The 26,996-nt window shown below is 62.9% G+C and carries 14 protein-coding genes; 5 read left to right on the forward strand and 9 right to left on the reverse strand.

The genetic code is table 11. From position 1 onward, the window contains the following. The first annotated feature begins 5 nt into the window (after window positions 1-5). On the forward strand, window positions 6-1,352 hold the full coding sequence (locus KVH01_RS12890; RefSeq protein ID WP_217881707.1) for an amidohydrolase: 1,347 nt from the start codon (window positions 6-8) through the stop codon (window positions 1,350-1,352). A 109-nt stretch (window positions 1,353-1,461) separates the two neighbouring features. On the opposite strand, the gene KVH01_RS12895 is transcribed toward KVH01_RS12890, so the two are convergent. The 5 genes from KVH01_RS12895 to KVH01_RS12915 all read right to left on the reverse strand — a co-directional run bounded on the left by KVH01_RS12895 (window position 1,462) and on the right by KVH01_RS12915 (window position 6,321). Then, complete coding sequence (locus tag KVH01_RS12895) at window positions 1,462-1,686, reverse strand: MbtH family protein (protein ID WP_043049819.1); 225 nt, start codon at window positions 1,684-1,686, stop codon at window positions 1,462-1,464. 82 nt (window positions 1,687-1,768) lie between these two features. Continuing rightward, a complete protein-coding gene (locus tag KVH01_RS12900) occupies window positions 1,769-3,166 on the reverse strand; it encodes an aspartate aminotransferase family protein (protein WP_217881708.1) in 1,398 nt (465 codons plus the stop codon). 263 nt (window positions 3,167-3,429) lie between these two features. Continuing rightward, window positions 3,430-4,197, reverse strand: coding sequence for an N-acetylmuramoyl-L-alanine amidase (locus tag KVH01_RS12905; RefSeq protein WP_217881709.1), 768 nt, complete (start codon window positions 4,195-4,197; stop codon window positions 3,430-3,432). Between the two features lie 124 nt (window positions 4,198-4,321). Continuing rightward, a complete protein-coding gene (locus KVH01_RS12910; protein WP_217881710.1) occupies window positions 4,322-5,644 on the reverse strand; it encodes a sensor histidine kinase in 1,323 nt (440 codons plus the stop codon). Next, entirely contained in the window at window positions 5,641-6,321 is a 681-nt protein-coding gene (locus KVH01_RS12915) for a response regulator (protein ID WP_057011751.1), read from the reverse strand. The genes KVH01_RS12910 and KVH01_RS12915 overlap by 4 nt, the downstream gene beginning before the upstream one ends. A gap of 177 nt (window positions 6,322-6,498) precedes the next feature. Between KVH01_RS12915 and dsbD the strand changes: the two genes are divergently transcribed. The 3 genes from dsbD to dsbG are packed head-to-tail and all read left to right on the forward strand — an operon-like array spanning window position 6,499 to window position 9,823. Beyond that, window positions 6,499-8,226 carry a protein-disulfide reductase DsbD gene (dsbD, locus tag KVH01_RS12920; protein ID WP_217881711.1) on the forward strand — a complete coding sequence of 576 codons (1,728 nt, stop codon included), beginning with the start codon at window positions 6,499-6,501 and terminating at the stop codon, window positions 8,224-8,226. Then, window positions 8,226-9,071 carry a TlpA disulfide reductase family protein gene (locus tag KVH01_RS12925; RefSeq protein ID WP_043049825.1) on the forward strand — a complete coding sequence of 282 codons (846 nt, stop codon included), beginning with the start codon at window positions 8,226-8,228 and terminating at the stop codon, window positions 9,069-9,071. The genes dsbD and KVH01_RS12925 overlap by 1 nt, the downstream gene beginning before the upstream one ends. Further along, on the forward strand, window positions 9,047-9,823 hold the full coding sequence (dsbG, locus tag KVH01_RS12930) for a thiol:disulfide interchange protein DsbG (RefSeq protein WP_217881712.1): 777 nt from the start codon (window positions 9,047-9,049) through the stop codon (window positions 9,821-9,823). The genes KVH01_RS12925 and dsbG overlap by 25 nt, the downstream gene beginning before the upstream one ends. 911 nt (window positions 9,824-10,734) lie before the next feature. Here the strand turns inward: dsbG and KVH01_RS12935 are convergent. After that, a complete protein-coding gene (locus KVH01_RS12935) occupies window positions 10,735-23,631 on the reverse strand; it encodes a non-ribosomal peptide synthetase (protein WP_217881713.1) in 12,897 nt (4,298 codons plus the stop codon). 67 nt (window positions 23,632-23,698) lie between these two features. Then, a complete protein-coding gene (locus KVH01_RS12940) occupies window positions 23,699-24,451 on the reverse strand; it encodes a thioesterase II family protein (protein ID WP_217881714.1) in 753 nt (250 codons plus the stop codon). Window positions 24,452-24,751: 300 nt separating this feature from the next. Between KVH01_RS12940 and KVH01_RS12945 the strand changes: the two genes are divergently transcribed. After that, window positions 24,752-25,303 (forward strand): RNA polymerase factor sigma-70, encoded by a 552-nt coding sequence (locus KVH01_RS12945; protein ID WP_043049829.1) that lies wholly within the window; start codon window positions 24,752-24,754, stop codon window positions 25,301-25,303. A gap of 186 nt (window positions 25,304-25,489) precedes the next feature. Here the strand turns inward: KVH01_RS12945 and KVH01_RS12950 are convergent, their stop codons facing one another. Both KVH01_RS12950 and KVH01_RS12955 read right to left on the reverse strand, forming a co-directional pair. After that, the gene (locus KVH01_RS12950) at window positions 25,490-26,278 is read right to left on the reverse strand and encodes a substrate-binding periplasmic protein (protein ID WP_217881715.1); all 789 of its coding nucleotides are present in this window, start codon (window positions 26,276-26,278) and stop codon (window positions 25,490-25,492) included. Window positions 26,279-26,371: 93 nt separating this feature from the next. Continuing rightward, window positions 26,372-26,995 carry a TetR/AcrR family transcriptional regulator gene (locus tag KVH01_RS12955; RefSeq protein ID WP_043051074.1) on the reverse strand — a complete coding sequence of 208 codons (624 nt, stop codon included), beginning with the start codon at window positions 26,993-26,995 and terminating at the stop codon, window positions 26,372-26,374. Window position 26,996: the final 1 nt, after the last annotated feature.

The following is a 26,996-nucleotide window of genomic DNA, read 5'->3' on the forward strand; positions in this document are numbered from 1 at the left end:
TTTGTATGCGTTTGAACGGTTTGACACATCAGTGGGTGTTCGGCTTGCTCTGCGGGGTTGCCAGCAGCGCAGTGATTGCCGCCAGCAGTGGTCAGGATAGCGCCCGGGAAGAAATTGCCGCCCAGGCGAAGATCCTTGAACCGAGTCTGCTGGAAACCCGCCGCGATATCCACGCCCATCCAGAGCTGGGCAACGCCGAAACCCGCACCGCCGAGCTGGTCGCCAAACAGCTGCGCGAACTGGGCCTTGAGGTCAAGACAGGCGTGGCGCGCACCGGCGTCGTCGCCGTCTTGAAAGGCGCCCTGCCCGGCCCGACCGTGGCCCTGCGCGCCGACATGGATGCGCTGCCGGTCAAGGAAGTCGCCGATCTGCCCTTCGCATCCAAGGCCAAGGGCACCTACCTGGGCAAGGAAGTCGACGTGATGCACGCCTGTGGCCACGACGCCCACACCGCGATCCTGCTGAGCACTGCGAAAATTCTTACCGGCATGCGCGAGCGTCTGCCCGGCACCGTGGTGTTCTATTTCCAACCGGCCGAAGAAGGCCCGAGCGACTTCAGCCCCGACGGCAAGAACACCTGGGGCGCGAAGATGATGGTGCAGGAAGGCGTGATGAAAGCGCCGAAGCCGGATGCGGTGTTCGGCCTACATGTGTGGGCCGGCGTACCGGCCGGGCAGATCGCCTACCGCCCGGGCCCGACCCTGGCCAGCTCCGACGACCTGCGCATCAAGATCCTCGGCAAACAGACCCACGCGGGGCAGCCCTGGAACGGCATCGACCCGATCACCGTCGGCGCGCAAACCATTGTCGGTTTGCAGACCGTGGTCAGCCGCCGCACGAATATTTCGTCATCGCCCTCGGTGGTGAGCATCGGCACCATCAACGGTGGCACCCGCTACAACATCATCCCCGAGTCGCTGGAGATGACCGGCACCATCCGCTCCTATGACTACGGCATTCGCCAGAAGCTGCATGCCGATGTGCGCCAGACCGTGGAGAAAATTGCCGAAAGCGGCGGCGCCAAGGCCGAGGTGACGATCATCGAGAAGTACGACCCCACCATCAATAACCCGGCACTGACCGAGAAAATGCTGCCGAGCCTGCGTTGGGCAGCCCAGGATGATGTGGTGCAAGGCCCATTGGTAGGAGGCGCCGAAGACTTCTCGTTTTATGCCAAGGAGGCGCCGGGATTGTTCGTATTCCTGGGGGTGACCCCGAGGGACCAGGACATGAGCAAGGCGGCGCCGAATCACAACCCGGGGTTCTTTGTGGATGAGTCGGCGTTGGTGGTGGGCGTGAGGACGCTGGCGTCGCTGGCGACGGATTACCTGTACACCCACGCACCCCTGTAGGAGCAAGCTTGCTCGCGAAGTACTTCAGAACGCCGCGTTTACTCAGGGTGACCGCGGCGTTCTTGCGTTCTTCGCGAGCAAGCTCGCTCCTACAGGGTATTGCGCTGAATCAGTTGGCCGGCGCGGCGCTGTCCATCTTCTGGCGCAGGCTCAACGGGCGCATATCGGTCCACACTTCCTCGATATAGGCCAGGCACTCTTTCTTCATGCCGCTTTTGCCTACGGTGCGCCAGCCTTCGGGCACTGCCTTGTAGTCGGGCCAGATCGAATATTGTTCTTCGTGGTTGACCACTACCTGAAACAGGATGTCATCGCGGTCAAATACTGAGGTCATTGCTGTTCTCCGTCGCTCAAAGGCTGGCTGCGCACCACGCGCAGCACTGATATCTGTAGAAACGTATCAAGGGCCTGGAAAATTAGACGCTGGCAACCGCCGCCGCCAAGGCGCGCCCGAAGATCTCGGCCACCTGGTCGATTTCGCCAGCGGTAATCACCAACGGTGGCAGGAAACGCACCACGCCGCCATGGCGCCCCCCCAGTTCGAGGATCAGGCCGCGCTTGAGGCATTCGCGCTGCACCAGCGGCGCCAACTGGCGATGCACCGGTGGGTGGCCCTGGGTATCCGGCGTGCCCGTCGGGTCTACCAACTCCACCCCCAGCATCAACCCGCGGCCACGGATATCCCCCAGTTGCGGGAAGTCGCGCTGCAAGATGCGCAGGTGTTCCTCCAGACGTTCACCCATGGCCGCCGCATGGCTCGCCAGGTCGTGTTCCCTGAGATAACGCATGACCGCCGAGCCCGCCGCCATCGCCATCTGGTTGCCCCGGAACGTTCCGGCATGGGCGCCCGGCAGCCAAGTGTCGAGCCAGTCGCGATACACCACCACGGCCAACGGCAGGCTGCCGCCAATGGCCTTGGACATGACCACCACGTCCGGGATGATGCCGGCGTGTTCGAAGGCAAACATCTTGCCGGTGCGTCCAAAGCCACTCTGGATTTCATCGACGATCAGCGCCACACCGGCCTGCTCGGTGATACGCCGCAGCCCGCGCAACCAATCGAGGTCTGCGGGAATCACACCGCCCTCGCCCTGCACCACCTCAACAATCACCGCCGCCGGCAGCAACACGCCCGCCTCCGGATCGTTGAGCAGGTTTTCCAGGTAATGCAGGTTGACCTGCACACCTTGCGCGCCGCCCAAGCCGAACGGGCAACGGTAGTCATACGGGAATGGCAGGAATTGCACGCCATTGCCGAGCAACGCGCCCAGGGGCTTTTTCGGCCCCAGGCTGCCCATCAGGCTCAAGGCGCCCTGGCTCATGCCGTGATAGCCACCCTGGAACGACAGTACAGTGCTGCGCCCAGTGGCGGTGCGCACCAGCTTCAATGCAGCTTCCACCGCATCGGTGCCAGTGGGGCCGCAGAACTGGATCTTCGCTTCCCGCGTCAATTCAGCGGGCAGCAAGCCGAACAGGTCCTGCACGAACTGATCCTTGACCGGTGTGGTCAGGTCAAGGGTGTGCAGCGGCAGTTCATCGCTCAGCACTTGCCGGATGGCCTGGATCACCACCGGGTGGTTATGCCCCAGCGCCAGCGTTCCGGCACCGGCCAGGCAATCGATGAAGCGACGCCCCTCGACGTCTTCCACATAAAGACCTTTGGCGCGCTTGAGCGCCAGGGGGATACGCCGCGGGTAGCTGCGGGCGTTGGACTCCTGCTGGCGCTGACGGGCCAGCAGCGGGTTTTCGTCGAACTGATAGAGCGTTTCCGCAGGCGCCGCGGCGTCTTCGGTACGGCTGGTAGCGACTGACATTTCTGGATCCCTCAATACGCGGGTGATGGTGACCAAACTGCCGATCCGTTGGCGTCTGGCCCAAGGGCATGCGCACGGATTTCCTGTTCTGGAGACGCATCAGCGAGAAGAGTATTTAGGGAGCGATGTGGTTAACTGATGAATGAAGATCCAAATGTGGGAGGGGGGGCTTGCCCCCGATAGCAGTATGTCAGTTAGCATATTCTTTACTGACCTACCGCCATCGGGAGCAAGCCCCCTCCCACATTTGAACAGCGTTCGAATCAAATTCCGCGGTATTTTTCGTTCAGCGCATACAGGATCGCGCAGGTCTGCGCATCCAGGACGCCGCGATAATCCTGGGCCCGAAAGTGCATCTGGAATGCCCGGGTGCGCAGCTCGAATGCCCGGCGATTGCGCGCCGGTTTATACCCATAGCGCTGGAAAGCCCGCTCCACTTCTACCTCGGGTGGCAGCCTGACATTGAACCGGCGCTGATACATCGCGCGCGTGGCCTCATCGAACCAGGCCCCCAGCCCCGCTTCATGCAAGCGACACCAGGGGAATCGCGGTCCCGGATCACTCTTGCGCCAATAGGCCACATCCGCGTGACCGAGGATGTCAGTCGGGGCAATCTGCGGATACCGTCCGAGAATGTCGCGGATCAGGGCAATGAGCATATCGACCTGAACCTTGGGGTACGCCGGAAAACTGAACACGCCCTTGTCGTCCCGCGCCAGGTTGACGATCTCAATGCCAATCGACCCGCTGTTGAGGTTGTCACGCCCGTCCCAGTGACTCACTCCCGCATGCCAGGCACGCTCGTCCTCGTCCACCAGGCGGAATACGCGCAACTCTTCATAACCGGCAGCTCGGTAACTGGGCTCATCGGGATCGGGTAACAGGTAATGAGCGCTCACGCCATCCTGGGTCAGAGTGCGCAGGGCCGAGGCAAAGGTCCCGGTGGTGTAATGCAGGATGACCTGCCGCACGCTTTCGCCATCGCGGTCATTGAAATCCCTGGCTGGAAAACTGGTATCGACAACCAACATAAAAAGAGCCGTCCTTTTCATTTCGGACCGAATCATTCGGCCCGTTCAAACGCAAAAAATTACCGCCATCCTGAAGGGTTGAATGTCAGGCGGGCGGTAATTATTTGGCACGTGAAAAAGCGGCTCAGCCACGCAACGGCATGCCCAGGTCAACCCGCAGGCCATCGGGCTGGCTATCGAATGCCAACGAACAGGAACAGCGCTGCACTATCGCCTGGACGATCGCCAGGCCCAGGCCACAGCCTTCGCTGGTGCCGTTGCGCCAGAAGCGCTGGGTGAGGCATTGCAGGTCTTCGCTGGAGATCTGCTTGCCATGGTCACGCACACGGAATACCACCTGGTCAACGCTGCTGGATAGGCTCAGCTCCACCCGGGTATCGGCCGGGGTGTGGCGCAAGGCGTTATCCAACAGGTTGCGCAAGGCCGCGACCGCCAGGCCCACCGGCATGTCCACCGGGCTGGCGGCAAGGTCGTGGGCCAGGACCAGGTCGATCCGGCGATTGTCGCCAGCGTTGGCATCCTGGATCGCCAACCTGGCGACTTCCTCGGCACTGGACTGCAAGCCGTCGTCAAATGACAGGCTGCCTTCCACCCGCGCCAGCAGCAATAACTGCTCCAGGGTGCGATGCAAGCGGTCGGCGCCTTCCTCGGCGTGGGCCAGGGACTGGTCGCGGGCCGCGCCCTCTGTCATGCGCGCCACTTGCAGGTGGGTCTTGATCGCCGTCAGCGGGCTGCGCAGCTCATGGGCGGCGTCACCGGTGAGGCGGCGCTCGCGTTCAATGGTCTTGGCGATGCGTTGCAGCAGTTGGTTCTGGGTGTCGAGCAACGGCTTGAGTTCGCTGGGCAATGGATGGATCTGCAGCGGTTCGAGGGAATCGGCACTGCGGCGCATCAAGGCGTCACGCATGCGGTTGAGCGGCACCAGGCTTTGACCGATACCCAGCCACAACAGGCAAAGGCAACCCAGCAAGGCCACGCCGACGGGCACCGAGGCGGCGAGCAGGATCGACAGGTTCAGCGCCTCGCGCTCCACCTGGCGGTCGGCGGTGGTGATCAGCAAGTCACCCCGCGACAAGGTGAAACTGCGCCAGCCCACGCCATCGATCATCTGGTCGCGAAAACCGCTTCTGCGCGACTCCAGCCCTTCCTCCGGCGTGGTGTGGCTGCGCGCCAGGATCTCGCCGCGCAGGGAGCTGACCTGGCACGCCATGCCCCCTGGCACATTCAGCTGTTCAGTGCGCAAATGGGTAGCGGCGCTGACACTGGCCAGCCCCGGCATCTGCTCGGTCAGCCCTGCCACCATGCGCGCCGAAGCCACCAAGCGCTGGTCGAGGGAAAACATCATCTGGTTGCGCAAATCGTTGAGCATCCAGGCGGCCGCCAGCACCCAGATCAGCACAAAAGCGGCGCCCAGCTTGAACGTCAGGCGCAGGCGCAGGCTCTTCACTTGCTGTTCTCTCCAGCATCCGCCGGGCCCAGGCGATAACCGAGGCCGCGCACGGTCTCGACGATGCCATTGCCCAATTTGCGCCGCAGGTGATGGATATGCACATTGAGCGCATTGCTTTCCAGTTCGTCGCTGAACCCGTAGACGCTGTCCTTGAGTTGCTCGCTGGACAGCACGCGGCCCTTGTTGTGCAGCAACGCCTGCAACAGCGCCTGTTCGCGACGGGACAGGTCCACCGGCTGGCCACCCAGGAAGGTTTCACGGCTGCTGGGGTCGTAGGCCAGCCGCCCGTGCTCGATCAGATTGACGCTGCGCCCCGCCACCCGGCGCAACAGGGTTTGCAGGCGGGCGGCGAGTTCGCGCAGGTCGAAGGGCTTGAGCAGGTAGTCATCGGCGCCGGCTTGCAGGCCATCGACGCGGTTAGTGACTGAATCCCGCGCCGTGAGGATCAGCACCGGAATCTCCAGGCCCTGGCTGCGCTGTTGTTGCAACAGCTTGAGGCCGTCTTCGTCCGGCAGGCCGAGGTCGAGCACCATGATGTCGAAGGCCGCCGCCTTGAGCATCGCCCGCGCAGCGGCCGCCGTGGCCACGCGTTCCACGGTAAAGCCCTGGGCGGTGAGGCCGGCCACGATGCCGCTGGCGATCAGTTCGTCGTCTTCGCAGACCAGTACGTGCATGCTGAGCCCTTCATAAAAGATGCGGGTGATTAGAAAAGGCACGGATTAAGCGCGCATTATGCCGTCAAAGTTCACAACATCAGATTATCCCTACACTCTAGAATAGCGTCCGGTTAATCATCGGTTAATCAGCGCCACACATTGTGTGCCTCACTTGCATCGAACTAAGGCTTGACCATGCGGCATCTGTTTATCTTTCTGCTGGTGTTGTTCGCGGGATTCGCCCAGGCAGCGCCGGGCAACCCCTTCGAAACCAAACCTGATTTCCTCCCGGTGGGCAAGGCCTTCACCTTTACCTCCGAACGTCTTGAAAGTGGCGAAACCCAGCTGTATTGGCAGATTGCCGACGGTTACTACCTGTACCAGCAGCGCATGAAGTTCGAGGGTTTGGCCGAGCAACCGGTGCTGCCCCAGGGTGAAGCCCATAGCGATGAGTTCTTCGGCGAGCAGCAGGTGTATCGCCAAGGCCTGGAAGTGAAGATCCCCGCCGGCGCCACCGGCCAGATCAAGCTGGGCTGGCAAGGCTGTGCCGATGCCGGCCTGTGTTATCCGCCGCAATCGATTACCGTGGACCTGGGCGGCAACCCGGCTGTAGCCGCCACCGCGCAGGCCCAGGACCAGAGCCTGGCCAGCGGCCTGCAACAGCGCAGCCTGGGCTGGAGCCTGCTGGTGTTCTTCGGCCTGGGCCTGCTGCTGGCGTTTGCGCCCTGCTCGCTGCCGATGTTGCCGATTCTTGCTGGCCTGGTGGTTGGCAGTGGCGCCAGCCCACGGCGCGGCTTTGCCTTGGCCGGCAGCTACGTGGTGTGCATGGCGCTGGTGTATGCGGCCCTGGGGGTGATGGCCGCGTTGCTCGGCGCCAACCTCGCCGCGCTGCTGCAAACCCCGTGGATTCTCGGTAGTTTTGCCGCGCTGTTCGTGATCCTCGCCTTGCCGATGTTCGGCTTCTTCGAACTGCAACTGCCCGCCTTCCTGCGTGACCGCCTCGACAACGTCAGCCGCCAGCAAAGCGGTGGCAGCCTGGTGGGTGCCGGCATTCTCGGCGCATTGTCCGGCCTGCTGGTGGGCCCCTGCATGACTGCGCCCCTGGCCGGCGCCCTGCTGTATATCGCCCAGAGCGGCAATGCGCTGCACGGTGGGCTGATCCTGTTCGCCATGGGTATCGGTATCGGCATTCCGCTGTTGTTGCTGGTCACCGTGGGCAATCGCTTCCTGCCCAAGCCGGGCACCTGGATGAACGTGCTCAAGGGCATCTTCGGCTTCCTGTTCCTGGGCACGGCCGTGCTGATGATTCGCCCGGTGGTCGGCGACAGCCTGTGGATCGGCCTGTGGGGTGCCTTGGCCCTGGTAATGGCTTATTGCGGCTGGACGCTGGCCCGTGAGTCCGGCCTGGCAGCCAAGGTGTGTGGCGCAGGCTCCCTGGTACTGGGCCTATGGGGCGCGGTACTGGTGGTGGGCGCGGCCGGTGGCAGCGATGAGCTGTGGCAACCGTTGAAGGTCTACAGCGGCTCACGGGTCGCCAGTGCCCCGAGCGCCCACGATGCGTTCACTACCATCAACGACCCGGCCGCGCTGCAAAGCCAGCTCGAGAGTGCCAAGGCACAGGGCCAATGGGTATTGCTGGACTACTACGCCGACTGGTGCGTGTCGTGCAAGATCATGGAGAAACAGGTATTCGGCAAACCTGAGGTGATGGCCGCGCTCAAGGACGTGCGCCTGCTGCGCCTGGACGTCACCGCCGACAACGCCGCCAGCCGCGAGCTGCTGGGCCGCTACAAGGTGCCGGGGCCACCGAGCTTCGTGTGGATCGGCCCGGACGGTGAAGAACGCCGTGCCCAGCGCATCACTGGCGAAGTCGATGCCGCTGCCTTCCTGCAACGCTGGACCCAGACCCGAGACGCCCTTTGATGCTGACCTTCACCATCGGCACCTTCGCCATCGCCCTGAATCACCTGCTGCTGATCAGCGCGTTGATGCTCGCCACCCTGGTGGGCTGGCGGGTGGCCAAGCGTGGTGGTGAGAACCCGGAGTCGGTGCTGTTCAGCCTGTTCCTGCTGGGCCTGCTCGCCGCCCGTGTCAGCTTTGTGCTGATGTACTGGAGTTATTACAGCGACGATTGGGTGGAAATGGTCGATCTGCGTGACGGTGGCTTTCTGGCCTGGCCCGGGATCATCACGCTGATCCTCGGCTCGCTGGTCTACGGCTGGCGTCGCCCGGCCCTGCGCAAGCCGCTCAGCGCCGGGGTGGTCACTGGCCTGCTGTTCTGGGGCATGACCAGCCTGTCCCTCAGCGTCTACGAAAAAGGTACGCGCCTGCCGGATATCACCCTGCGCAATGCCAATGGCGAGGTGGTGCAATTGGCGGATTACCAGGGCGGCCCGTTGGTGATCAACCTGTGGGCCACCTGGTGCCCGCCGTGCCGGCGCGAAATGCCGGTGCTGGAAAACGCCCAGCGCATGCGTCCCGACGTGACCTTCCTGTTCGTCAACCAGGCCGAAAGCATGCAAAGCGTCAGCACCTACCTGGCCACCCAGGGCCTGAACCTCGACAACGTGCTGTTCGACGCCAGCGGCCGCCTCGGCCAGGCCGTGGGCTCCATGGCCCTACCCACCACGCTGTTCTACCAGGCCGATGGGCGCCTGATCAACAGCCACCTGGGCGAACTCTCCGATGCCAGCCTGGCCCGCGCCATGGAACCCTTCGACAACACCCAGACAAGGAAACCGACATGCCTCGCCTCCGCCACTTGCTGACCCTGCTGCCTTTGACCTTCTTGTCACTCAGCGCAACCGCCACCCTGGCCCAGGCCGAAGACTGGCCGGCGCCGATCAAGCAGATCGAAGCCAAGGGCGCCAAGATCCTCGGCAAATTCGACGCCCCCAGCGGCCTCACCGGCTACGCTGCCCAGTACCAGAACCGTGGCATGGCCCTATACTTGACCTCCGACGGCAAGAACGTCATCGCCGGCAACCTCTACGACGCCCAAGGCAATGACCTGAGCAGCGCGCCCCTGGAAAAACTGGTGTACGCGCCGATGGCCAAGGAAGTCTGGGCCAAGATGGAAAAAAGCAGCTGGATCCAGGACGGCGATAAAAACGCGCCACGTATCGTCTACCTGTTCAGCGACCCCAACTGCCCCTACTGCAACATGTTCTGGGAGCAGGCCCGCCCGTGGGTCAAGGCCGGCAAGGTGCAGTTGCGTCATATCATGGTCGGCATCATCCGCGAAGACAGCCCAGGCAAGTCCGCCGCCCTGCTCGCCGCCAAAGACCCGCAAAAAGCCTTGCAGGAACACGAAGCCGCCGGCAAGGGTAGCCAGCTCAAGGCGTTGGAGAAGATCCCGGCTGATGTCGAGGCCAAGCTCGATGGGAATATGAAGTTGATGGATGAACTGGAGCTGTCGGCGACGCCGGCGATTTTCTATCTGGATGATAAAGGTGGGTTGCAGCAGCAGCAGGGGGCGCCGTCGCCGGATAAGTTGGTGAAGATACTCGGGCCGAAATAAGCGCTGCCTGAACTGACGCCATCGGGAGCTTGCTCCCGTGGCGGCCTGACAGCCGAGCAGGATGTTGGTTTTCGTCCTCGGTACATATCCGTTATTTGGGCAACGGCCACTTAGGGTTCCGCTTTTACAGCGGCTCACTTTTGAACAGCCGGAATGCCGGCCCAGGCAAAAGTAAGCAAAACGCTCTTGCCCCACCACTCGGCACCTCGCCCAGGCTCGGTGTGCCCTCTCTCCGGCCAGCGTGGTTTAACGGGGCGCCTGAGATCAAGATCAAGCGACTCGCTGCGCATCGCAGATACGCTGGCGGCGCTTCTGCTTTTCTGTAGGAGCGAGCTTGCTCGCGAAAAACCTGAGAACGCCGCGTTCTTTCTGGTTTCCCGCGTCACCGTTAACGACCTTCGCGGGCAAGCCCGCTCCCACAGGGGTACGCGCAAGCTTCAACGATCAGGTCGGCTATAAGGCCGCCTCGCTGTGTTTTTGATCTTAGGCGCCCCGTTAAACCACGCTGGCCGGAATTCGACAGGGATTGGGGGGTAAACCGGCAGGGATGCCGGTTTAGCCGCCCCGCGCCATGGATGGCGCGTGGCGGCGGCCCCCCAAATCAATGTCGGATTACGGGCACACCGAGCCTGGGCGAGGTGCCGAGTGGTGGGGCAAGAGCCTTTTGCTTACTTTTGGGCTCTTTTCAAAAGTGACCCGCTGTAAAAGCGGAACCAATAGTGGCCGTAACCTAAATAACGGATATGTACTCGCCCCAACAACCCAACAACCCGGTCACATCGTCGACGTGGCGCCGTCGTGCAGCAACCTGGGCCGCCTCCAAAATATCCGGCGTTAAGACTAAATTTTAACTTTTTAAAATCAGTAGCTTAATTGAAGTTTGATAAGAGGAGCTTGGCTGGTAACGACTATTACAAGCCCTCCAACTCCGCCATCAGATCACTCAACCGGTCCACCTTCTCGGCACTGATCTCGTTGGCCGCCAACCCGTCGATATACTCGGCCAATTGCGCCACCGTGCTGCATTCGAACATCGCCCGCAGCGGCACATCGCGCTGCAGGTTTTTCTGCACCCGTGACGCAATCTGTGTTGCCAGCAACGAGTGCCCGCCCAGCTCGAAGAAGTTGTCCTGTACCCCAACCCGCTCAACCTTCAACACCTCGGCCCAAATCCCGGCCAGGGTGGTTTCCAGTTCATTGCGCGGCGCCAGGTAGTCCTGGCTGTGCAGTTGGCCGATCTCCAGGGCCGGCAGGGCTTTGCGGTCGAGCTTGCCGTTGGCGTTTAGCGGCAGGCGTTCAAGCCATAGCCAGTGCAGCGGCACCATGTACTCGGGCAGCTCGGCACGCAGGCGCTGCTTGATGCGATCCAGGCGCTCGCCAGCGTTCAACGTCTGGTCGGCTGCCACCAGGTAGCCAACCAGATGCTTGCCGTTGACGCCCTCCTGAACGCCGACCGCCGCGTCACGCACTTCGGGTTGTTCGTGCAGGCGCGCTTCGATTTCACCCAGTTCGATGCGGTAGCCGCGAATCTTCACTTGATGGTCGATACGCCCGACGTATTCCAGCACGCCATCACTGCGGCGCCGCGCCAGGTCACCGGTACGGTATAAGCGCTCGCCCGGCGCACCAAATGGGTTTAGCACAAAGGCCTGGGCAGTGCGCAGCGGATCGCTGACGTAGCCGCGGCCGACACCCGTACCGGCGACACACAGCTCACCGACCGCGCCCTGGGGCACCAACTCAAGCGCACCATCGAGCAGGTACAAACGGTTGTTGTCGGTCGGCGTACCAATTGGCAGGTAGGTGCCACGGGTCGACGCCAGGTCGACGCGGAAGAACGCCACATCATCCGAGCACTCCGCCGGGCCGTAGGCATTGACCAAACCTATATCCGGATAGCGCAACAGCCACTGGTGGGCCAACTCCGGAGGCATGGCTTCGCCTGTCGGCAACATCCAGCGCAGGCCGTCGAGGCTGATGCGCTCCTGGGCCAACATGCCCTGGATCAGCGACGGCACACTCTCCAGCACGGTGATGCCGTGGGCTTGAACGTATTCCAACAAACCTTGCGGATCATGGGCAAGGGTGTTCGGCACAATATCCACCCGCGCGCCAAACAGCGGCGCGGCGAGGAACTGCCAGACGGAAATGTCGAAGCTTTGCGAGGCAGTCTGGGCGATCACATCCGCGTCAGTCAGATCCAGGTACGGCACCTTGCTCAACTGGTTATTAAGCATGCCGCGCTGTTCGACCATCACGCCCTTGGGCAAGCCGGTGGAGCCCGAGGTGTAGATCACGTAGGCGAGGTTGTCCGGGCCGCTGTAGACACCTGGGTTCTCACCACGGGCGGGCACTTCCTCCCACACCAGCAACTGGCAATCAACCCCTTCGAGCAACTCGATGGCCTGTTCGCGGCACGCCTCGGTACAGACCAGCAACGGCGTACGGCTCAGGTCAATGATGCGGCTCAAACGCTGGTTTGGCAGACCCGGATCCAGCGGCAAATAGCCGGCACCGGCCTTGAAGCTGCCGATGATCATGCCCAGCAAATCGAGGCTACGTTCCGCCAGCAACGCCACCGGTTGGTCCAGGCCGACACCCGCCGCGACCAGCGCGTGGCCCAGGCCGTTACTGCGGCGGTTCAGCTCGTCGTAGCTCCATTGCTGGTCGAGACAACGGGCGGCGATACGCTGCGGATGTTGCCCCACCTGTTCTTCGAACAGCTCAATGTAACTGCGCTCCAACGGGTAGCTGCGCTTACTCTGGTTGCAGCCGTTCACCAGGAACTCACGCTCCTGCTCGCCAATCAGCGGCAGCTCGGCCATGTCGCCATGGAAGCCCTGCACCAGCGCCAACAGCAAGCGCTTGAACTCGCCGAGCATGCCTTGCACGGTGCTTTCGTCGAAGTAACGCTGGTCGTAGGACAGGTGCAAGCCAAGGTCATCGCCTGGATAGCACACTGCGGTGAGCGGGAAGTTGGTGTGGGTGCGGCCGGAATCCGAGGTGGCATTCAGGCTTTGCGCACGATCAAGCACCGAGACCTCAACCGGGGCGTTCTCGAACACAAACAGGCTGTCGAACAGCGGCTGCCCCTTGGGCAATTCGCTGTGCTCCTGGATAGTCACCAGCGGCAGGTATTCGTACTCGCGCAGCTGCATATTGCTGTCGAGCAACCCGCTCAACCACTGGCGCACGCTGCAACGCTGGTCATCCTCAGGCAGCTTCACCCGCAACGCGATGCTGTTGATAAACAGGCCGACGGTGCGTTGCATCGGCGGCATGTCTACCGGGCGCCCGGCCACGGTGACGCCGAACAGCACGTCACGCTCGCCGCTCAAACGGCGCAGCACCAAGGCCCAGGCCGCCTGGGCGAAGGTGTTGACGGTGAGCTGGTGGGCCTGGGCCAATTCACGCAATTGCGCACCATCGTGGGCATCGAGACGGGTGTAGCAGTCGCCCACCACCATGCCGCCGCTGCCGCCGGCATGTTCGCGCAGGAACGGGCGGTCGCTGGGGATCGGCGTAGCGCGTTCGAAACCTTGCAGGTTGTGCTGCCACCACTGGCGCGCCTCATTGAGGTCCTGGCGTTGCAGCCAGGCAATGTAGTCGCGGTAGCGTGGCGGCGTGGCCAGTTGCGCTTCGCGACCTTCGCCCAACGCCATGTAGATATCGAAGAAATCATTCATCAGCAGCGAACGGCACCAAGCATCGATAAGGATGTGGTGGTTGCTCATCATGAACCAGTAGCGCGCCTCACCCACGCGGATCAGGCGCAGGTGGAAAGGCGCCTGGTTGAGCAGGTCGAAGCCGGCTTCGCGCTCCGCCTTGAGCAGCGCTTGCAGGCGCGGCTCCTGCTCATCCTGCGGGTCGGCGCTCCAGTCCAGGTACTCAATCGGTGTGCTGCCGGGTTTGTGGATCACTTGCAGCATGTCTTCGCCAACGTTCCAGCAGAACGATGCGCGCAAGGCTTCATGCCGGGCGATCACCGCTTGCCAGGCCTGGGCAAAACGCTCGGGGTCCAGGGCGCTGTTGATGCGGTAGCGGTCCTGCATGTAATACAAGCCGGTGCCCGGTTCAAGCAGGGTGTGCAGCAGCAGGCCCTCTTGCATCGGGGTCAGCGGGTAGACGTCTTCGATGGCGCTGGCTGGCACCGGCAAGGTATCCAGTTGCGCCTGGGTCAGGTGGGCCAGGGGGAAGTCGGACGGCGTGAGGCCGCCGGCATCGTCCTGCAGGCAATGGGCGATCAGGCTGTGCAATTCGGCCAGATATGCCTCGGCCAGATCGGCAATCACCTGTTGATCATGACGCTCACGGCTGAAGGTCCAACGCAGCACCAGCTCACCGCCGAACACCTGGCCGTCGACGCTCAACTCATTGGGTAACGGCGCGTCTGGATCATGGGCCAGCCCGGCGGACTCTTCCAGCGGGTGGAACAATGCATCGGTGCCAAAGCTCTGGTCGAACTGACCCAGGTAGTTGAAGGTAATCGGCGCGCTCGGCAGTGCGGCCATGTTCTGTTTGCACAGGTCATCGGCCAGGTAGCGCAGCACGCCATAGCCCAAGCCTTTGTGCGGCAAGGCGCGCAGTTGCTCCTTGATTGCCTTGATCGAGTCGCCCTGCCCGGCCTGCGGTGTCAGGCGCAACGGATAGGCACTGGTGAACCAGCCGACGCTGCGGGTCAGGTCGATGTCATCGAACAGGGTTTCGCGGCCATGGCCTTCCAGCTGGATCAATGCCGAGTCGTGCCCGCTCCAGCGGCACAGCACGCGGGCCAGGGCGGTCAGCAGCAGGTCGTTGACCTGGGTGCGATAGGCGCTCGGTGCCTGTTGCAGCAACTGGCGGGTGTGTTCGGCATCCAGGCGAACGCTGACGGTTTCGGCATCGCGATTGCGCAGTGCGCCTTGTGGGCGTTGCACCGGCAAGGCCACGGCCGGGCCGGCCAACTGCGCCTGCCATACGCTCAACTCTTCGCGCAGGGATTCACTCTGGGCATAGGCCTGCAAGCGCGCCGCCCAATCGCGCAACGCGCTGGTCTTGGTCGGCAGGCTGACGGACTGGCCTTCACTGAGTTGGCGGTAAACGTTTTGCAGGTCTTCCAGCAACACACGCCAGGACACGCCATCCACCACCAGGTGATGGATCGCGATCAGCAGACGCTGCTGGCCTTGCGGCCCGTCTACCAACAGGGCACGCAACAACGGCCCGTGTTCCAGATCGAGGCTAAGCTGGGTGTCGGTGAACAGTGCGGTGCACTGTTGCATATCACCCACCTGGGCTTGCATCAGCACGCCGCCTTCCGGCACGGCCAGGTGTTCGGCGTGCCACTGCGCTCCGCGCTGGGTGAAGCTCAGGCGCAGGGCGTCGTGGTGTTCCAGCACCGCCAGCAGGGCTCGCTCCAGGCGATGGGGGTCGAGCAGCTGCAGGGGCTTGAGCACCAACGCCTGGTTCCAGTGCTGGCGTGCAGGAATGTCAGTGTCGAAGAACCAGTGCTGGATCGGCGTAAGCCCGGAGCTGCCGGTCAATACACCTTGATCGGCGGTGACCTGCTCCGAACGGGTGGCGACGGCAGCCAGGGTCTGTACGGTCTGGTGCTGGAACAGGTCACGGGGGCTGAAATGAATCCCGGCCTGGCGCGCACGGCTGACCACCTGGATCGACAGGATCGAGTCGCCGCCGAGCTCAAAGAAGTTATCGTCGAGGCCGACTTGCTGCACATTCAACACCGCGCACCAGATCGCCGCCAGGGTGTGCTCAAGCTCATTGCGCGGCGCCACGTAGTATTGGCGATTGGCTTGTGGATCCGGCTCAGGCAAGGCGCGGCGGTCGAGCTTGCCATTGGCGGTCAGCGGCATGCTGTCCAGCACGATCAAATGCGCCGGCACCATATAGTCCGGCAGTTGCGCCTTGAGGTGGGCCTTCAGCGCTTCGCGCAGCGCGCCGTGTTCGACATCGCTGACCAGGTAGGCCACCAGCTGTTTGCCACTTGGCGCATCCAGCGCCAGCACTACCGCCTCGCGCACGGCGGGATGTTCCAGCAGGCGCGTTTCGATCTCGCCCAGCTCGATGCGGAAACCGCGGATCTTCACCTGATGGTCGATGCGCCCCAGGTATTCCACCAGGCCATCGGCGCGTTGGCGCACCAGGTCGCCGGTGCGGTACAGACGCCCGCCATTGGCGGCAAACGGGTCGGCGACAAAACGCTCCGCCGTCATGCCCGGGCGGCGGTGATAACCCTGGGCCAGGCCGGCGCCGCCGATATACAACTCACCACCGGCGCCTTGGGGCACCAGCGCCAGGTCGGCGTCGAGAATGTAGGCCACGCGCTCACCGATGATGCTGCCAATCGGCACGCTGCCCGCGCCCTCCTCCAACTGCTGCGGTGCCAGGCTGGCCAAGGGCATCACCACCGTTTCGGTCGGGCCATAGGCGTTGAAAACCACCTCGGGCATGAACGCCGCCCGGATGCGTTGCAGGTGCTCCCCGGTCAATGCCTCGCCACCGGTGATACACATGCGCACCGGCAAGGTCTGCTGCTGAGTCGCCAGCCACTGGGCCAACTGGCTGCCGTAACTGGGGGTGAAGCCGAGGATATTGATGCGATGGGTGCGAACCAGTGCGCAGATCTCTTCGGCATCCCACTGCCCCTGGGCGCGCAGCACCACCTGCGCACCACTGAGCAGCGGCACCAGCAAACGCTCGGTGGCGGCGTCGAAGTTGATTGAATAGAAGTGCAGTTCGCAGTCATCGGCACGCATGCCAAACCGCTCGATCACCGCCTGACAATGCATGGCGATTTCACCGTGGGACACCACCACGCCCTTGGGCTTGCCGGTGGAGCCCGAGGTGTAGATCAGATACGCCTGGTGTTGTGGCAGGCTGACAAACGGCAGTTCATCAGCAGGGTAATTTGCCAGTACCGGCAGGTCATCTTCCAGGCACCAGCACGCCACCGTCGCCGGCAGTTCGCCGAGGGCTTCGAACATCGCCGCATCACTGAGCAGCAGGCCGATGTCGCTGTCCGCGATCATGTAGTGCAGGCGGTCCAGCGGGTATTCCGGATCCAGCGGCACATAGGCGCCACCGGCCTTCAGAATCGCCAGCAGGCCAATGACCATTTCCAGCGAGCGCGGCAGCGCCAGGCCGACACGCACCTGCGGGCCCACGCCGCGTTCGCGCAGCATCCAGGCCAGGCGGTTGGCGCGGGCGTCCAGCTCAGCATAAGTCAGGGTCACACCGGCAAAGGTCAGCGCCGGTGCATCGGCCCGCTGGCTGGCCTGCTGGCTGAACAACTGATGGATACACTGGTCGAGGCGATGTTCGCCCTTCTCCACCCCCAGGCTGTCTTGCAATGCGCGCTGTTCATCTGTGCTCAGCAACGGCAATTCGCTCAGACGTTGCTGCGGATTGGCGATCAAACCTGCCAACAGATTGCGCCAATGCTCGGCCATGCGAGCAATGCGCGGTTCATCGAACAAGTCGGTGCTGTAGGTCAGGCAGCAACCCAGGCGATGGTCGAGGTCGGTGACTTCCAGGTTGAGGTCGAACTTGGTTGCCCGTGCATCGTTGGCCAGGTACTCGACGCTCATGCCCGCCAGTTGGCGGCGCTGCTGGAACTCCCAGCGCTGCACGTTGCACATCACTTGGAACAGCGGGTTGTACGCCGCGCTGCGCGGCGGTTGCAGGGCTTCGACCAGATGGTCGAACGGCAGGTCCTGATGAGACTGGCCCTCGATCACGGTGTGGCGCACCTGCTCGAACAACTCGGCGACACTCATCTGCCCATTGAGCTGGCAACGCAGCACCTGGGTATTGAGGAACGCGCCGATCAGCCCTTCGCTTTCCGGGCGAATGCGGTTGGCCACCGGGGCGCCGATGCGCAGGTCGGTCTGGCCGCTGTAGCGGTAGAGCAACACGGCCAGGGTCGCGGTCATGGTCATGAACAGGGTCAGGCCGCGCTCGGCATTGAAGGCGCGTACACGGGCGGCCAACTCATCACTCAGGTCGAAGCGGTACAGCTCGCCCTGGTGGCTTTGTACCGCTGGCCTTGGGCGGTCGGAGGGCAGCTCCAGCAACGGGTGTTCAGTGCCCAGTTGCGCGGTCCAGTAATCCAGCTGGCGTTGGCGCTCGCCGGACTCCAGCCACTGGCGCTGCCACACGCTGTAGTCGAGGTACTGCACCGGCAGCGGCGCCAGCGGCGAGTCGCGTTCGTCGATAAAAGCTTCGTACAAGGCGCTGAGTTCACGGGCAAAGATGTCCATGGCCCAGCCTTCGGTGACGATATGGTGCAGGGTCAGCACCAAGTAGTGTTCCTGCTCGCCGGCCTTGACCAGGCAGGCCCGCAACAGCGGCCCGGTTTCCAGGTTGAACGGCGTGTGCGCTTCTTGAGCCGCCAGTTGCTGCAAACGCTGTTGGCGCTCGGTTTCGCTCAGCGCCGAGAAGTCCTGCCAGTCCATGCGCACAGCGGCCTGCGGCGACACCTTCTGGCATGCCACGCCGTCGACGCTCGGGAAGGTGGTGCGCAGGGTTTCATGGCGCATGATCAACGCCTGCAACGCTGCTTCGAAACGCTGCACATCCAGCACGCCGCGCAGGCGCGCCATGCCGCCGACGTTGTAGGCCGGGCTGTCGGGCTCCATCTGCCAGAGGAACCACATGCGCTGCTGGGAATAGGACAACGGCACCGGCGCGCTGCGATCGACCTTGGCGATTGCCGTCTGTTGGTTGCGTTGGCCCGCGGCCTGGATCAGCCCGACTTGCTCGACAAAGGCGCCCAACTCGCTGGCTTCGAACAGGGTGCGCAACGGCAGCTCGACGTCACAGGCCTGGCGGGTGCGGGAGATGATTTGCGTGGCCAGCAACGAGTGCCCGCCCAAGGCGAAGAAGTCATCGCCCAGGCCGATACGTGGCAGGCCAAGCACTTCGCGCCAGATCGCGGCGATTTGCAGCTGCAACGCTGTGTGCGGTTCGATGTGTTCGCGGGTGTGCCAGACCGGCTCCGGCAAGGCGCGGCGGTCAAGCTTGCCGCTCGGGCTCAGGGGCATGGTGTCCAGGCGCATCAGCAGCGCCGGCACCATGTACTCCGGCAACTCGGCGGCCAGGGCGGCCTTGAGTTGTTGTGCGTCCAGTTCGGTGTGGGCGGTGTAGTAACCGATCAATTGCGCATCGCGTACCAGCACCACGGCTTGGGCGATGCCATCAAGGGCCAGCAGCCGCGCTTGAATTTCTTCCGGCTCCACACGGAAACCACGCAGTTTGACCTGCTGGTCCAGGCGCCCGAGGTATTCAAGTACGCCATCGGCATTCCAGCGTGCGCGATCCCCGGTGCGATACAGGCGTGCACCCGGCGCGCCCAAGGGGTCTGCGACAAAGCGTTCAGCGGTCAGCCCGGCACGGCCAAGGTAACCCCGGGCCAGGCCGATGCCGCCGATGCACAACTCACCCGGCACACCGGCCGGCAACGGGTTGAGCTGCTCGTCAAGCACGCGGCAGGTCACATTGCCCAAGGGCCGACCAATCGGCGAGCGTTCGCCATCGGCGGCAGTGCAATGCCAATGGGTGACGTTGATCGCGGTCTCGGTGGGGCCATAACGGTTATGCAGTTGCACTGCGGGTAATTGCGCGAGGACGCGGTTACGCAACTCGGCGGGCAAGGCTTCGCCACCGCAGAACAAGCGGCGCAGGCTGGTGCATTCGGCCACCAACGGCTCGTCGATAAATACCTGCAACAGCGGCGGCACGAAGTGCAACGTGGTCACGCCATGTTCCTGCACCAACTGCGCGATGCGGTGCGGGTCGCGATGCTCACCCGGCCCCGCCAGCACCAGGCGGCAACCGGTGATCAGCGGCCAGAAGCATTCCCACACCGACACGTCGAAACTGATCGGCGCCTTTTGCATCAGCACATCGGTTTCATTCAGTTGGTAAGTGGCCTGCATCCACTGCAAACGTTCGGCCAGCGCGCCATGGGTGTTGCCCACGCCCTTGGGTTGGCCGGTGGAACCGGAGGTATAGATCACGTAGGCAAGGTTGTCGCCGTGCAGGTGCAGGCCCGGTGCCTGGGTTGGCCAACGGTCCAGGTGCAAGCTGTCCATGGCGATCACGCAGACGCCTTCGGCAGTCGGCAACTGCGCCAGCAACGCTGTCTGGGTCAGCAGCAGATGCACGCCGCTGTCCTTGAGCATGTAGGCCAGGCGCTCGGTGGGATAATCCGGGTCCAGCGGCACGTAGGCGCCACCGGCCTTGATGATCGCCAGCAGGCCGACCAGCAGTTGCGGCGAACGCTCGGCGGCGATGGCCACGCACACGTCCGGGCCAACGCCCTTGTCGCGCAAGTAATGGGCCAGGCGATTGGCCTGGGTGTGCAGCTGGGCGAAGGTCAGGCTGCCGTCCTGCCAGACCAGCGCGGTGGCGTCCGAGACCTGTTGGTTGAGCAGCTCGGGCAACCATTGCCGGGCCGGCTCACAAGGTGCTGCGCTCCAGGCGTGCTGTTCGTCGGCCAGCATCAACGGCAGGTCGCCGAGGGCTTGCTGGGGTTGGGCGCACACAGCTTGCAGCAGGTGGATGAAATGCTCGGCCATGCGCTGGATGGTCGCGGTCTCGAACAGCTCGTCGGCGTAGTCGAACGACAGGCTCAAACGCCCGTTGCGGTCTTCTTCGCTGTGCAATTGCAGGTCGAACTTGGCTTCGCGGCTGTGCCATGGCAGTTCATCGGCGAGCAGGCCCGGCAGGCGACGCAAGGCGCTGAGGTCACGTTGCTGGTGGTTGAACATCACCTGGAACAGACCCTGTTCGCGGGCCTGGGGGAAGGCTTCCAGCAGTTGTTCGAAAGGCAGGTCTTGATGGGCCTGGGCGGCCATTGCCGTCTCGCGCGTGGCCGCCAGCAGCTGGTCGAACGGCAAGCGCCCATCCAGTTCGGCACGCAGCACCAGGGTGTTGATAAAGAACCCGATCAGGCCCTGGGTTTCGTGGCGCGGGCGGTTGGCATTGGGCACGCCGATACGGATATCGTGCTGCCCGCTGTAGCGATAAAGCAAGGTCTGGAACGCCGCCAACAACAGCATGAACGGCGTCGACTCGTGGGTCTGGGCGGTCTGGCGGATCGCGGCGCTGAGGCGTGCATCCAGGCGCACGCGATGGCGCGAAGCACTGTGCCGATGCTGGGCAGAACGCGGGTGATCAGTGGCCAGGTCCAGGGCGGGATGCTCTTCACCCAACTGCGTTTTCCAATACGCCAGTTGTCGCTGGCCCTCGCCTTCGGCCAACCATTGGCGCTGCCAACTGCCGTAGTCGGCGTAGTGCAAGGTCAACGGTGGCAGGTCCAGGTTCTGGCCTTGGACGGCAGCGGCGTACAGCCGCGAGAACTCGTCGATGAGGATATTCAGCGACCAACCATCAGCGATGATGTGGTGCAGCGTCACCAGCAGTTGATGGTCTTCATCATCCAGGCGTACCAGGGTGACCCACAGCAGCGGGCCTTTTTCCAGGTCAAACTGGGTATGCGCCTCGTCTTCGCGGATCTGTTGCGCACGGGCTTCGCGCTCGGCGTGTGGCAGGTCGCTGAGGTCGATGACTTGCAGCGCGAAATCCACCTGCGGTTCTACACGCTGGAAGGCTTGCCCACCGCGTTCGTAAAAGCGTGTGCGCAGGGCCTCGTGACGCTGGATCAAGTGCTGGAAGCTTGCGCGCAGCGCGTCTTCATCCAGCTCGCCGCGCAGGTGCAAGGCGCCGGGAATGGTGTAGGCGCTGCCGTGTGGATCCAGTTGCCAGGTGATCCACAGACGGTTCTGGGCCAGGGATTGGGGCAGGTCTTCTTGACGTGACAGCGCGTGGATTGCGCCTTGGGCAACGCCGCCGTCCTGTTGCAATTGCGCCACAGCGGTGGCGAACGCAGCAAGTGTCGGCGCTTCGAACAGCAGGCGCAGGTTCAGCTCCAGGCCCAGGGTTTCGCGCAGACGCGCGACCACTTGCGTCGCAGTGATGGAGTTGCCGCCGAGCAGGAAGAAGTGATCGTCGGCGGCCACGCTGGTCAGTTGCAGTTGCTCACACCAGATCGCCGCGATCTGCTGTTGCAGGTCCGATTCCAGCGCCACTTCGCTCGCCTGCCCCTGCTGCCCGGGGAATTGCGCGTAGCTGTCGAGGCTGCCATCGGCATGGCGAATCGCGCAGGCTGCACGTTGTACCTTGCCGCTGGAGGTCTTCGGCAACGCACCGGGGTTGAGCAACACCACCACGCTCGGGGCTTCTTGATAAGCCTCGGCCACGGCTTGGCGGATCGCCTTGATCAGCGCTTCGGGTGGCAGGATTTTCTGCACGCTGCGGCTGATTTCCGCCGCGATGCCGATGCCTTCCACGCCCTGGTCATTCACCGCAAACGCGGCGACCCGGCCCTTGCGCACCACTTCCACTTCGCGCTCGACGGTCTGTTCGATGTCCTGGGGGTAGAGGTTGTGACCACGCACAATCAGCAGGTCTTTGAGGCGACCGGTGATGTACACCTCGCCGTCGCGGATAAACCCCAGGTCACCGGTACGCAGCCAAGTGTGGCCGGCGTGCTGGACGAAGGTCCTGGCGCTGGCTTCGGGGTTGCGCCAGTAGCCGTGGGCGATGCTCGGGCCCGTGGCCCAGAGTTCACCGACGCGGTTGTCGGCAAGCTCCGCCAGGGTATGAGGATCGACGATCAGCACGGCGTGGTCCGGCTGGCTGGTGCCGCAACTCATGATCGCACTGCCCTGTCCGGGTTCGGCGCGGTTGGCGGCCAGGGCCTGTTCGTCCACGCGCAGCGCAGGGATGCCGCGGCCACGAGTACCGCCGGCGACAAACAGGGTCGCTTCGGCCAGGCCGTAGGAGGCAAAGAAACTGTTCGAGATGAAACCACAGGGGGCGAATTTTTCTGCGAAGCGTTCCAGGGTATCGAGGCGAATCGGCTCAGAGCCAGAATAGGCCACGCGCCAGCGGCTCAAGTCCAGACGCTCCAGGGCCGATTCACTGACCCGTTCGCTGCACAGGCGGTAGGCGAAATCAGGACCGCCGCTGATGGTGCCGCCGTATTCGCTGATCGCTTCCAGCCAACGCAATGGGCGGCCGAGGAAGTAGGCCGGCGACATCAACACGCAGGGCACGCCGCTGAAAATGGGTTGCAACAGGCCGCCGATCAGGCCCATGTCGTGGTACAGCGGCAGCCAGCTGACTATCACGTCATCGGGGTTGAGGTCGATGCCGAAGCCACGTCGGATCAATACTTCGTTGGCGACCAAATTGCCGTGGCTGACCTGCACGCCCTTGGGCAAGGCGGTAGAGCCGGAGGTGTATTGCAGGAAGGCGATGTCGTCAGCTTGCAGCTCGGGCTCGAGCCAGTGCTCGGCCTGCTGTGCATCCAGGCTGTCGACGCTCAATACCGGCGGTGCATTTTCGATCTGCGCCAGGCCTTCGCTGAGGCTGGCAATGGTCAATAGCAGGCGCGGCTCGGCGTCCTGGATGATCGACAGCAAACGCTCCTGGTGATGACGGCGCGTGGACTCCGGCGGATAAGCCGGCACCGCGATCACCCCGGCGTACAGGCACCCAAAGAACGCCGCGACGTAGTCCGGGCCGCTGGGGAACAACAGCACCGCACGCTCGCCCGGGCCGGCCATGGCTTGCAAGGCGGCGGCGATGGTGCGGGCGCGCAGGTCCAGATCACGGTAGCTGAGCACCACGCTCTGCTCGGCCGACTCGGCCAGGAAGCGCAGAGCCACCTGGTCCGGTGTCTGCGCAGCACGGCGTTGAAGGGACTGGACCAAAGTGCGGGGGAGTTCGAAGGCGTCCATCATGGGGTTCCTGCCTGAAATCGGCTTACGGGAAATTCGGCTTACTTGAAAAATCAACAGTGGGGAGCGCTCAGACGGCAAGCCGTTGCCGCGCCGCGTCGATGCGCCAGCGCGCCAGATGTTCCTCGGCATAGCGGCGCACGCAACGCAGCACGGCGCTTTCGTGCTGCACGAGGAAGAAGTGGTGGCCGTCAAACATGTCCAGGGAAAAACCGCTGGCGGTGTCGAGCTGCCAGTCGAGCAACTGATCGGCGCGCACGCTGTCCTGCTTGCCGCCGAACACATGGATCGGCAGGCCCAGGGGCTTGCGCTCGCCATAGGTGAAGCTGCCGCACAACAGGAAGTCGGCGCGCAGGATCGGCAGCATCAACTGCATTAACTCGGGGTTGGCCAGGGCTTCTTCGGCGGTGCCCTGCAATTGGCGCAAGCGGGCGATCAGTTCGGCATCGTTTTTTTCGACGGCGTATTCACTGACATCGCGTCGCGCCGGCCCGGCGGTGCCGGAAGCGAACAGCGCCAGGGGCGCCGGCACATTGCGCGCACTCAAGGCATGGGCCAATTCAAAGGCCAGCAACCCGCCAAGGCTGTGGCCAAACAGGGCATAGGGGCCGTCAAGGTCATGGCTGATTTCCTCGGCCAACTGCACCGCAAGGGCTTTGATATCGCGCTGCAACGGCTCGTCCATGCGCAGACCGCGCCCGGGCAATTCCAGCGGGCACACCTGCAGCCAATCCGGCAGGGCGCGACGCCAGCGGGCGTAAACCGAGGCGCTGGCGCCTGAGTGGGGCAGGCAAAACAAGCGCAGCCGGGTTGGCGTACTCATCGCTTGAGCGCTCCAGACTGAAACGCGCTGTTTGCACGGTAGAAACCCATGTCGCCCTCCTGCGGGTGCTGATCCCTGGCCGTTTTGCTAACGGACCTGTCACCCAAGAGAACGGACGAAGTCAGCAATTAATTAGTAGGAAGGGGCAACCAAGACCAGTTCACACATCTGACGGGAGCGTAAGATTAGTTCGTTTTCTCATTTGACAATCATTATCATTCAGCATAATTTGTTGCCCGATGTGTAGGAGGCCTCAGCAGGGACGCCCTCCCCTAACCTAATAGCAGTAAGGTGATTTCCATGACGGAACAAGTATCCACAGGCAGGTGCGATTCACCCCTTCTCCAGGCGTTTGTCGACAACCGGCTCATGCTGGTGAAGATCGCGGCACGTATCACCGGTTGCCGCTCCCGCGCCGAAGATGTGGTTCAAGACGCCTACTTCCGATTGCAGTCTGCGCCGACGATCACTTCATCGTTCAAGGCCCAGCTGAGCTACTTGTTCCAGATCGTGCGCAACCTGGCCATCGATCACTACCGCAAGCAGGCCCTGGAGCTCAAATACTCCGGGACCGAAGAGGAAGGCTTGAATGTGGTTATTCACGGCGCTTCACCGGAAACCTCCCACATCAATTTCAACACCCTGGAAAACATCGCCGACGCCCTGACGCAATTGCCCCAACGCACCCGCTACGCGTTCGAGATGTACCGCCTGCATGGCGTGCCGCAAAAGGATATCGCCAAGGAACTCGGGGTGTCGCCGACGCTGGTGAACTTTATGATTCGCGACGCGCTGGTGCATTGCCGCAAGGTGTCGGGCAGTCATAGCGATACGTTTGCGCGCAGGGTTTGAACGCGGCGCAAACACATGTGGAAGGAGCGGCGCGGGGACTCAACTGGTCTCTGATAACAGATGTCGAACTCGATCAATGTGGGAGGGGGCTTGCCCCCGAAGACGTCAGCCCAGCAAACATTGACGTTGGCTGACCCACCGCTATCGGGAGCAAGCCCCCTCCCACATTTTGCCCCCCGTGAGATCTCAGGGCAGCGGTGTTACATCAATGCGATAAGGCTCAAAGATCTTCAGCATCTGGCCATTGTCCCGAAGGCCCTTGAGCAACGCGGAAAACGCATCACCCGTGATCGGTGCCTTGGGACGCAGCAATGCGTAATGGTGGTAAACCTGGTCAATGCGCTCCGACACCAGGAACTGCCCGGCCATGCTCGCGTTGCGCACCATGAAATCACTCAGGTAAGAACGGGTGACCAGCGCGATATCCGCACGCCCACGGGCCACCATCAGCAAGTTGCTGTCATGGGAATAGGTCAACGTGGCGTTGAAGTGTTCGGCCATGTTTTTGGGGTCGGGGTTGAAGTTGGCAAAGGCGTAGTGATACCCACTGAATACCGCCAGGCGTTTGCCGGTGAGATCGGCGAAGTAACTCTGGTCGCGCCCGGCCTGGCGTTGGGCGACGAAGATTTCTGCGTCTTCCAGGCCCATGTCGACGCTGGTATGGGCTATCTCCTGCCAGCCCCAGGTGGGGTTTTCGAAGATCGCCATATCGACCCGACCTTGCTCGAAGTCGCGAAAACGCCGGGGGATAGAGGTGGGTACCAGTACAAACTGATAGTCGCTTTGCTCAGCGTTCAGCGCCTCGAGCAATTGCGGCAGCAAACCGGTGTCGGCCCCTTGCTCGGGACGTACGGTGTAGGGCGGAAAGTGCGCCGCACCGACCCTCACCAATTGCGCAGCACCCGCCTGCGTCCAGGCGGCGCTGCCCAGTGCCCATAATGTAAATCCTGCAGCCAGCCGCCATGGCGAAAACATCGAGGCACACACCGTTGAATTCTTTGATGGCGATAAGCTAGGCGTTTTTATCTGGAGAGACAACTTTCGCCATCAAATTTAATAACTTGCGCCTCAGTCTGACTTAAGCACCATCAGCAAGGCCTCTTCAGCCAACTCTTCAAGGGTCAGGCTGCCCTGGGCGCGGAACCAGGTGGTGGTCCACGACAGCGCGCCGGTCAGGAAGCGTCGGGTGATAAACACGTCGCCCCTGATATAGCCGGCGGCCTTGGCCTCACCCAAAACCTGCAGCCAGATCTGCTCGTACACGTCACGCAGGGCCAGCACCTGGGCCTGGCCTTCAGCCGACAGCGAGCGCCATTCGTAGACCAGCACCGCCATGGCCTCGCCACTGCCGCCCATGATCGACTGCAACTCACAGCGAATCAGCGCCAGCACACGCTCGCGTACGTTAGTCGCTTCCTCCAGCGAAGCACGCATCAACGCGGTGTTGTAACGGATGGTTTCTTCCATCACTGCCCGCAGGATCTCATCCTTGCTCTTGAAGTGATGAAAGATGCTGCCGGACTGGATGCCCACGGCGCTGGCCAGATCCCGCACTGTGGTGCGCTCAAAGCCCTTGTTGCGAAACAAGTGAGCTGCGGTTTGCAGCAATTTGCCCCGCGCACTTTCCGGGTCGGTCAATTGGCCACCGTCGACCATGGTGCGCATCACCCCCAGGGCTTTGTGCTCATCCACG

Origin of the sequence: Pseudomonas khavaziana (assembly GCF_019145205.1) — a bacterium.
Lineage (GTDB): Bacteria > Pseudomonadota > Gammaproteobacteria > Pseudomonadales > Pseudomonadaceae > Aquipseudomonas > Aquipseudomonas khavaziana.

Excerpts from the sequence above, each read along its gene's own strand:
- KVH01_RS12940 (WP_217881714.1), bottom strand. The coding sequence starts at position 24,451 with ATGAGTACGCCAACCCGGCTGCGCTTGTTTTGCCTGCCCCACTCAGGC.
- dsbG (WP_217881712.1), top strand. The coding sequence starts at position 9,047 with ATGCCTCGCCTCCGCCACTTGCTGACCCTGCTGCCTTTGACCTTCTTG.
- KVH01_RS12895 (WP_043049819.1), bottom strand. The coding sequence starts at position 1,686 with ATGACCTCAGTATTTGACCGCGATGACATCCTGTTTCAGGTAGTGGTC.
- KVH01_RS12950 (WP_217881715.1), bottom strand. The coding sequence starts at position 26,278 with ATGTTTTCGCCATGGCGGCTGGCTGCAGGATTTACATTATGGGCACTG.
- KVH01_RS12915 (WP_057011751.1), bottom strand. The coding sequence starts at position 6,321 with ATGCACGTACTGGTCTGCGAAGACGACGAACTGATCGCCAGCGGCATC.
- dsbD (WP_217881711.1), top strand. The coding sequence starts at position 6,499 with ATGCGGCATCTGTTTATCTTTCTGCTGGTGTTGTTCGCGGGATTCGCC.
- KVH01_RS12905 (WP_217881709.1), bottom strand. The coding sequence starts at position 4,197 with ATGTTGGTTGTCGATACCAGTTTTCCAGCCAGGGATTTCAATGACCGC.
- KVH01_RS12890 (WP_217881707.1), top strand. The coding sequence starts at position 6 with ATGCGTTTGAACGGTTTGACACATCAGTGGGTGTTCGGCTTGCTCTGC.
- KVH01_RS12935 (WP_217881713.1), bottom strand. The coding sequence starts at position 23,631 with ATGATGGACGCCTTCGAACTCCCCCGCACTTTGGTCCAGTCCCTTCAA.
- KVH01_RS12900 (WP_217881708.1), bottom strand. The coding sequence starts at position 3,166 with ATGTCAGTCGCTACCAGCCGTACCGAAGACGCCGCGGCGCCTGCGGAA.
- KVH01_RS12945 (WP_043049829.1), top strand. The coding sequence starts at position 24,752 with ATGACGGAACAAGTATCCACAGGCAGGTGCGATTCACCCCTTCTCCAG.
- KVH01_RS12925 (WP_043049825.1), top strand. The coding sequence starts at position 8,226 with ATGCTGACCTTCACCATCGGCACCTTCGCCATCGCCCTGAATCACCTG.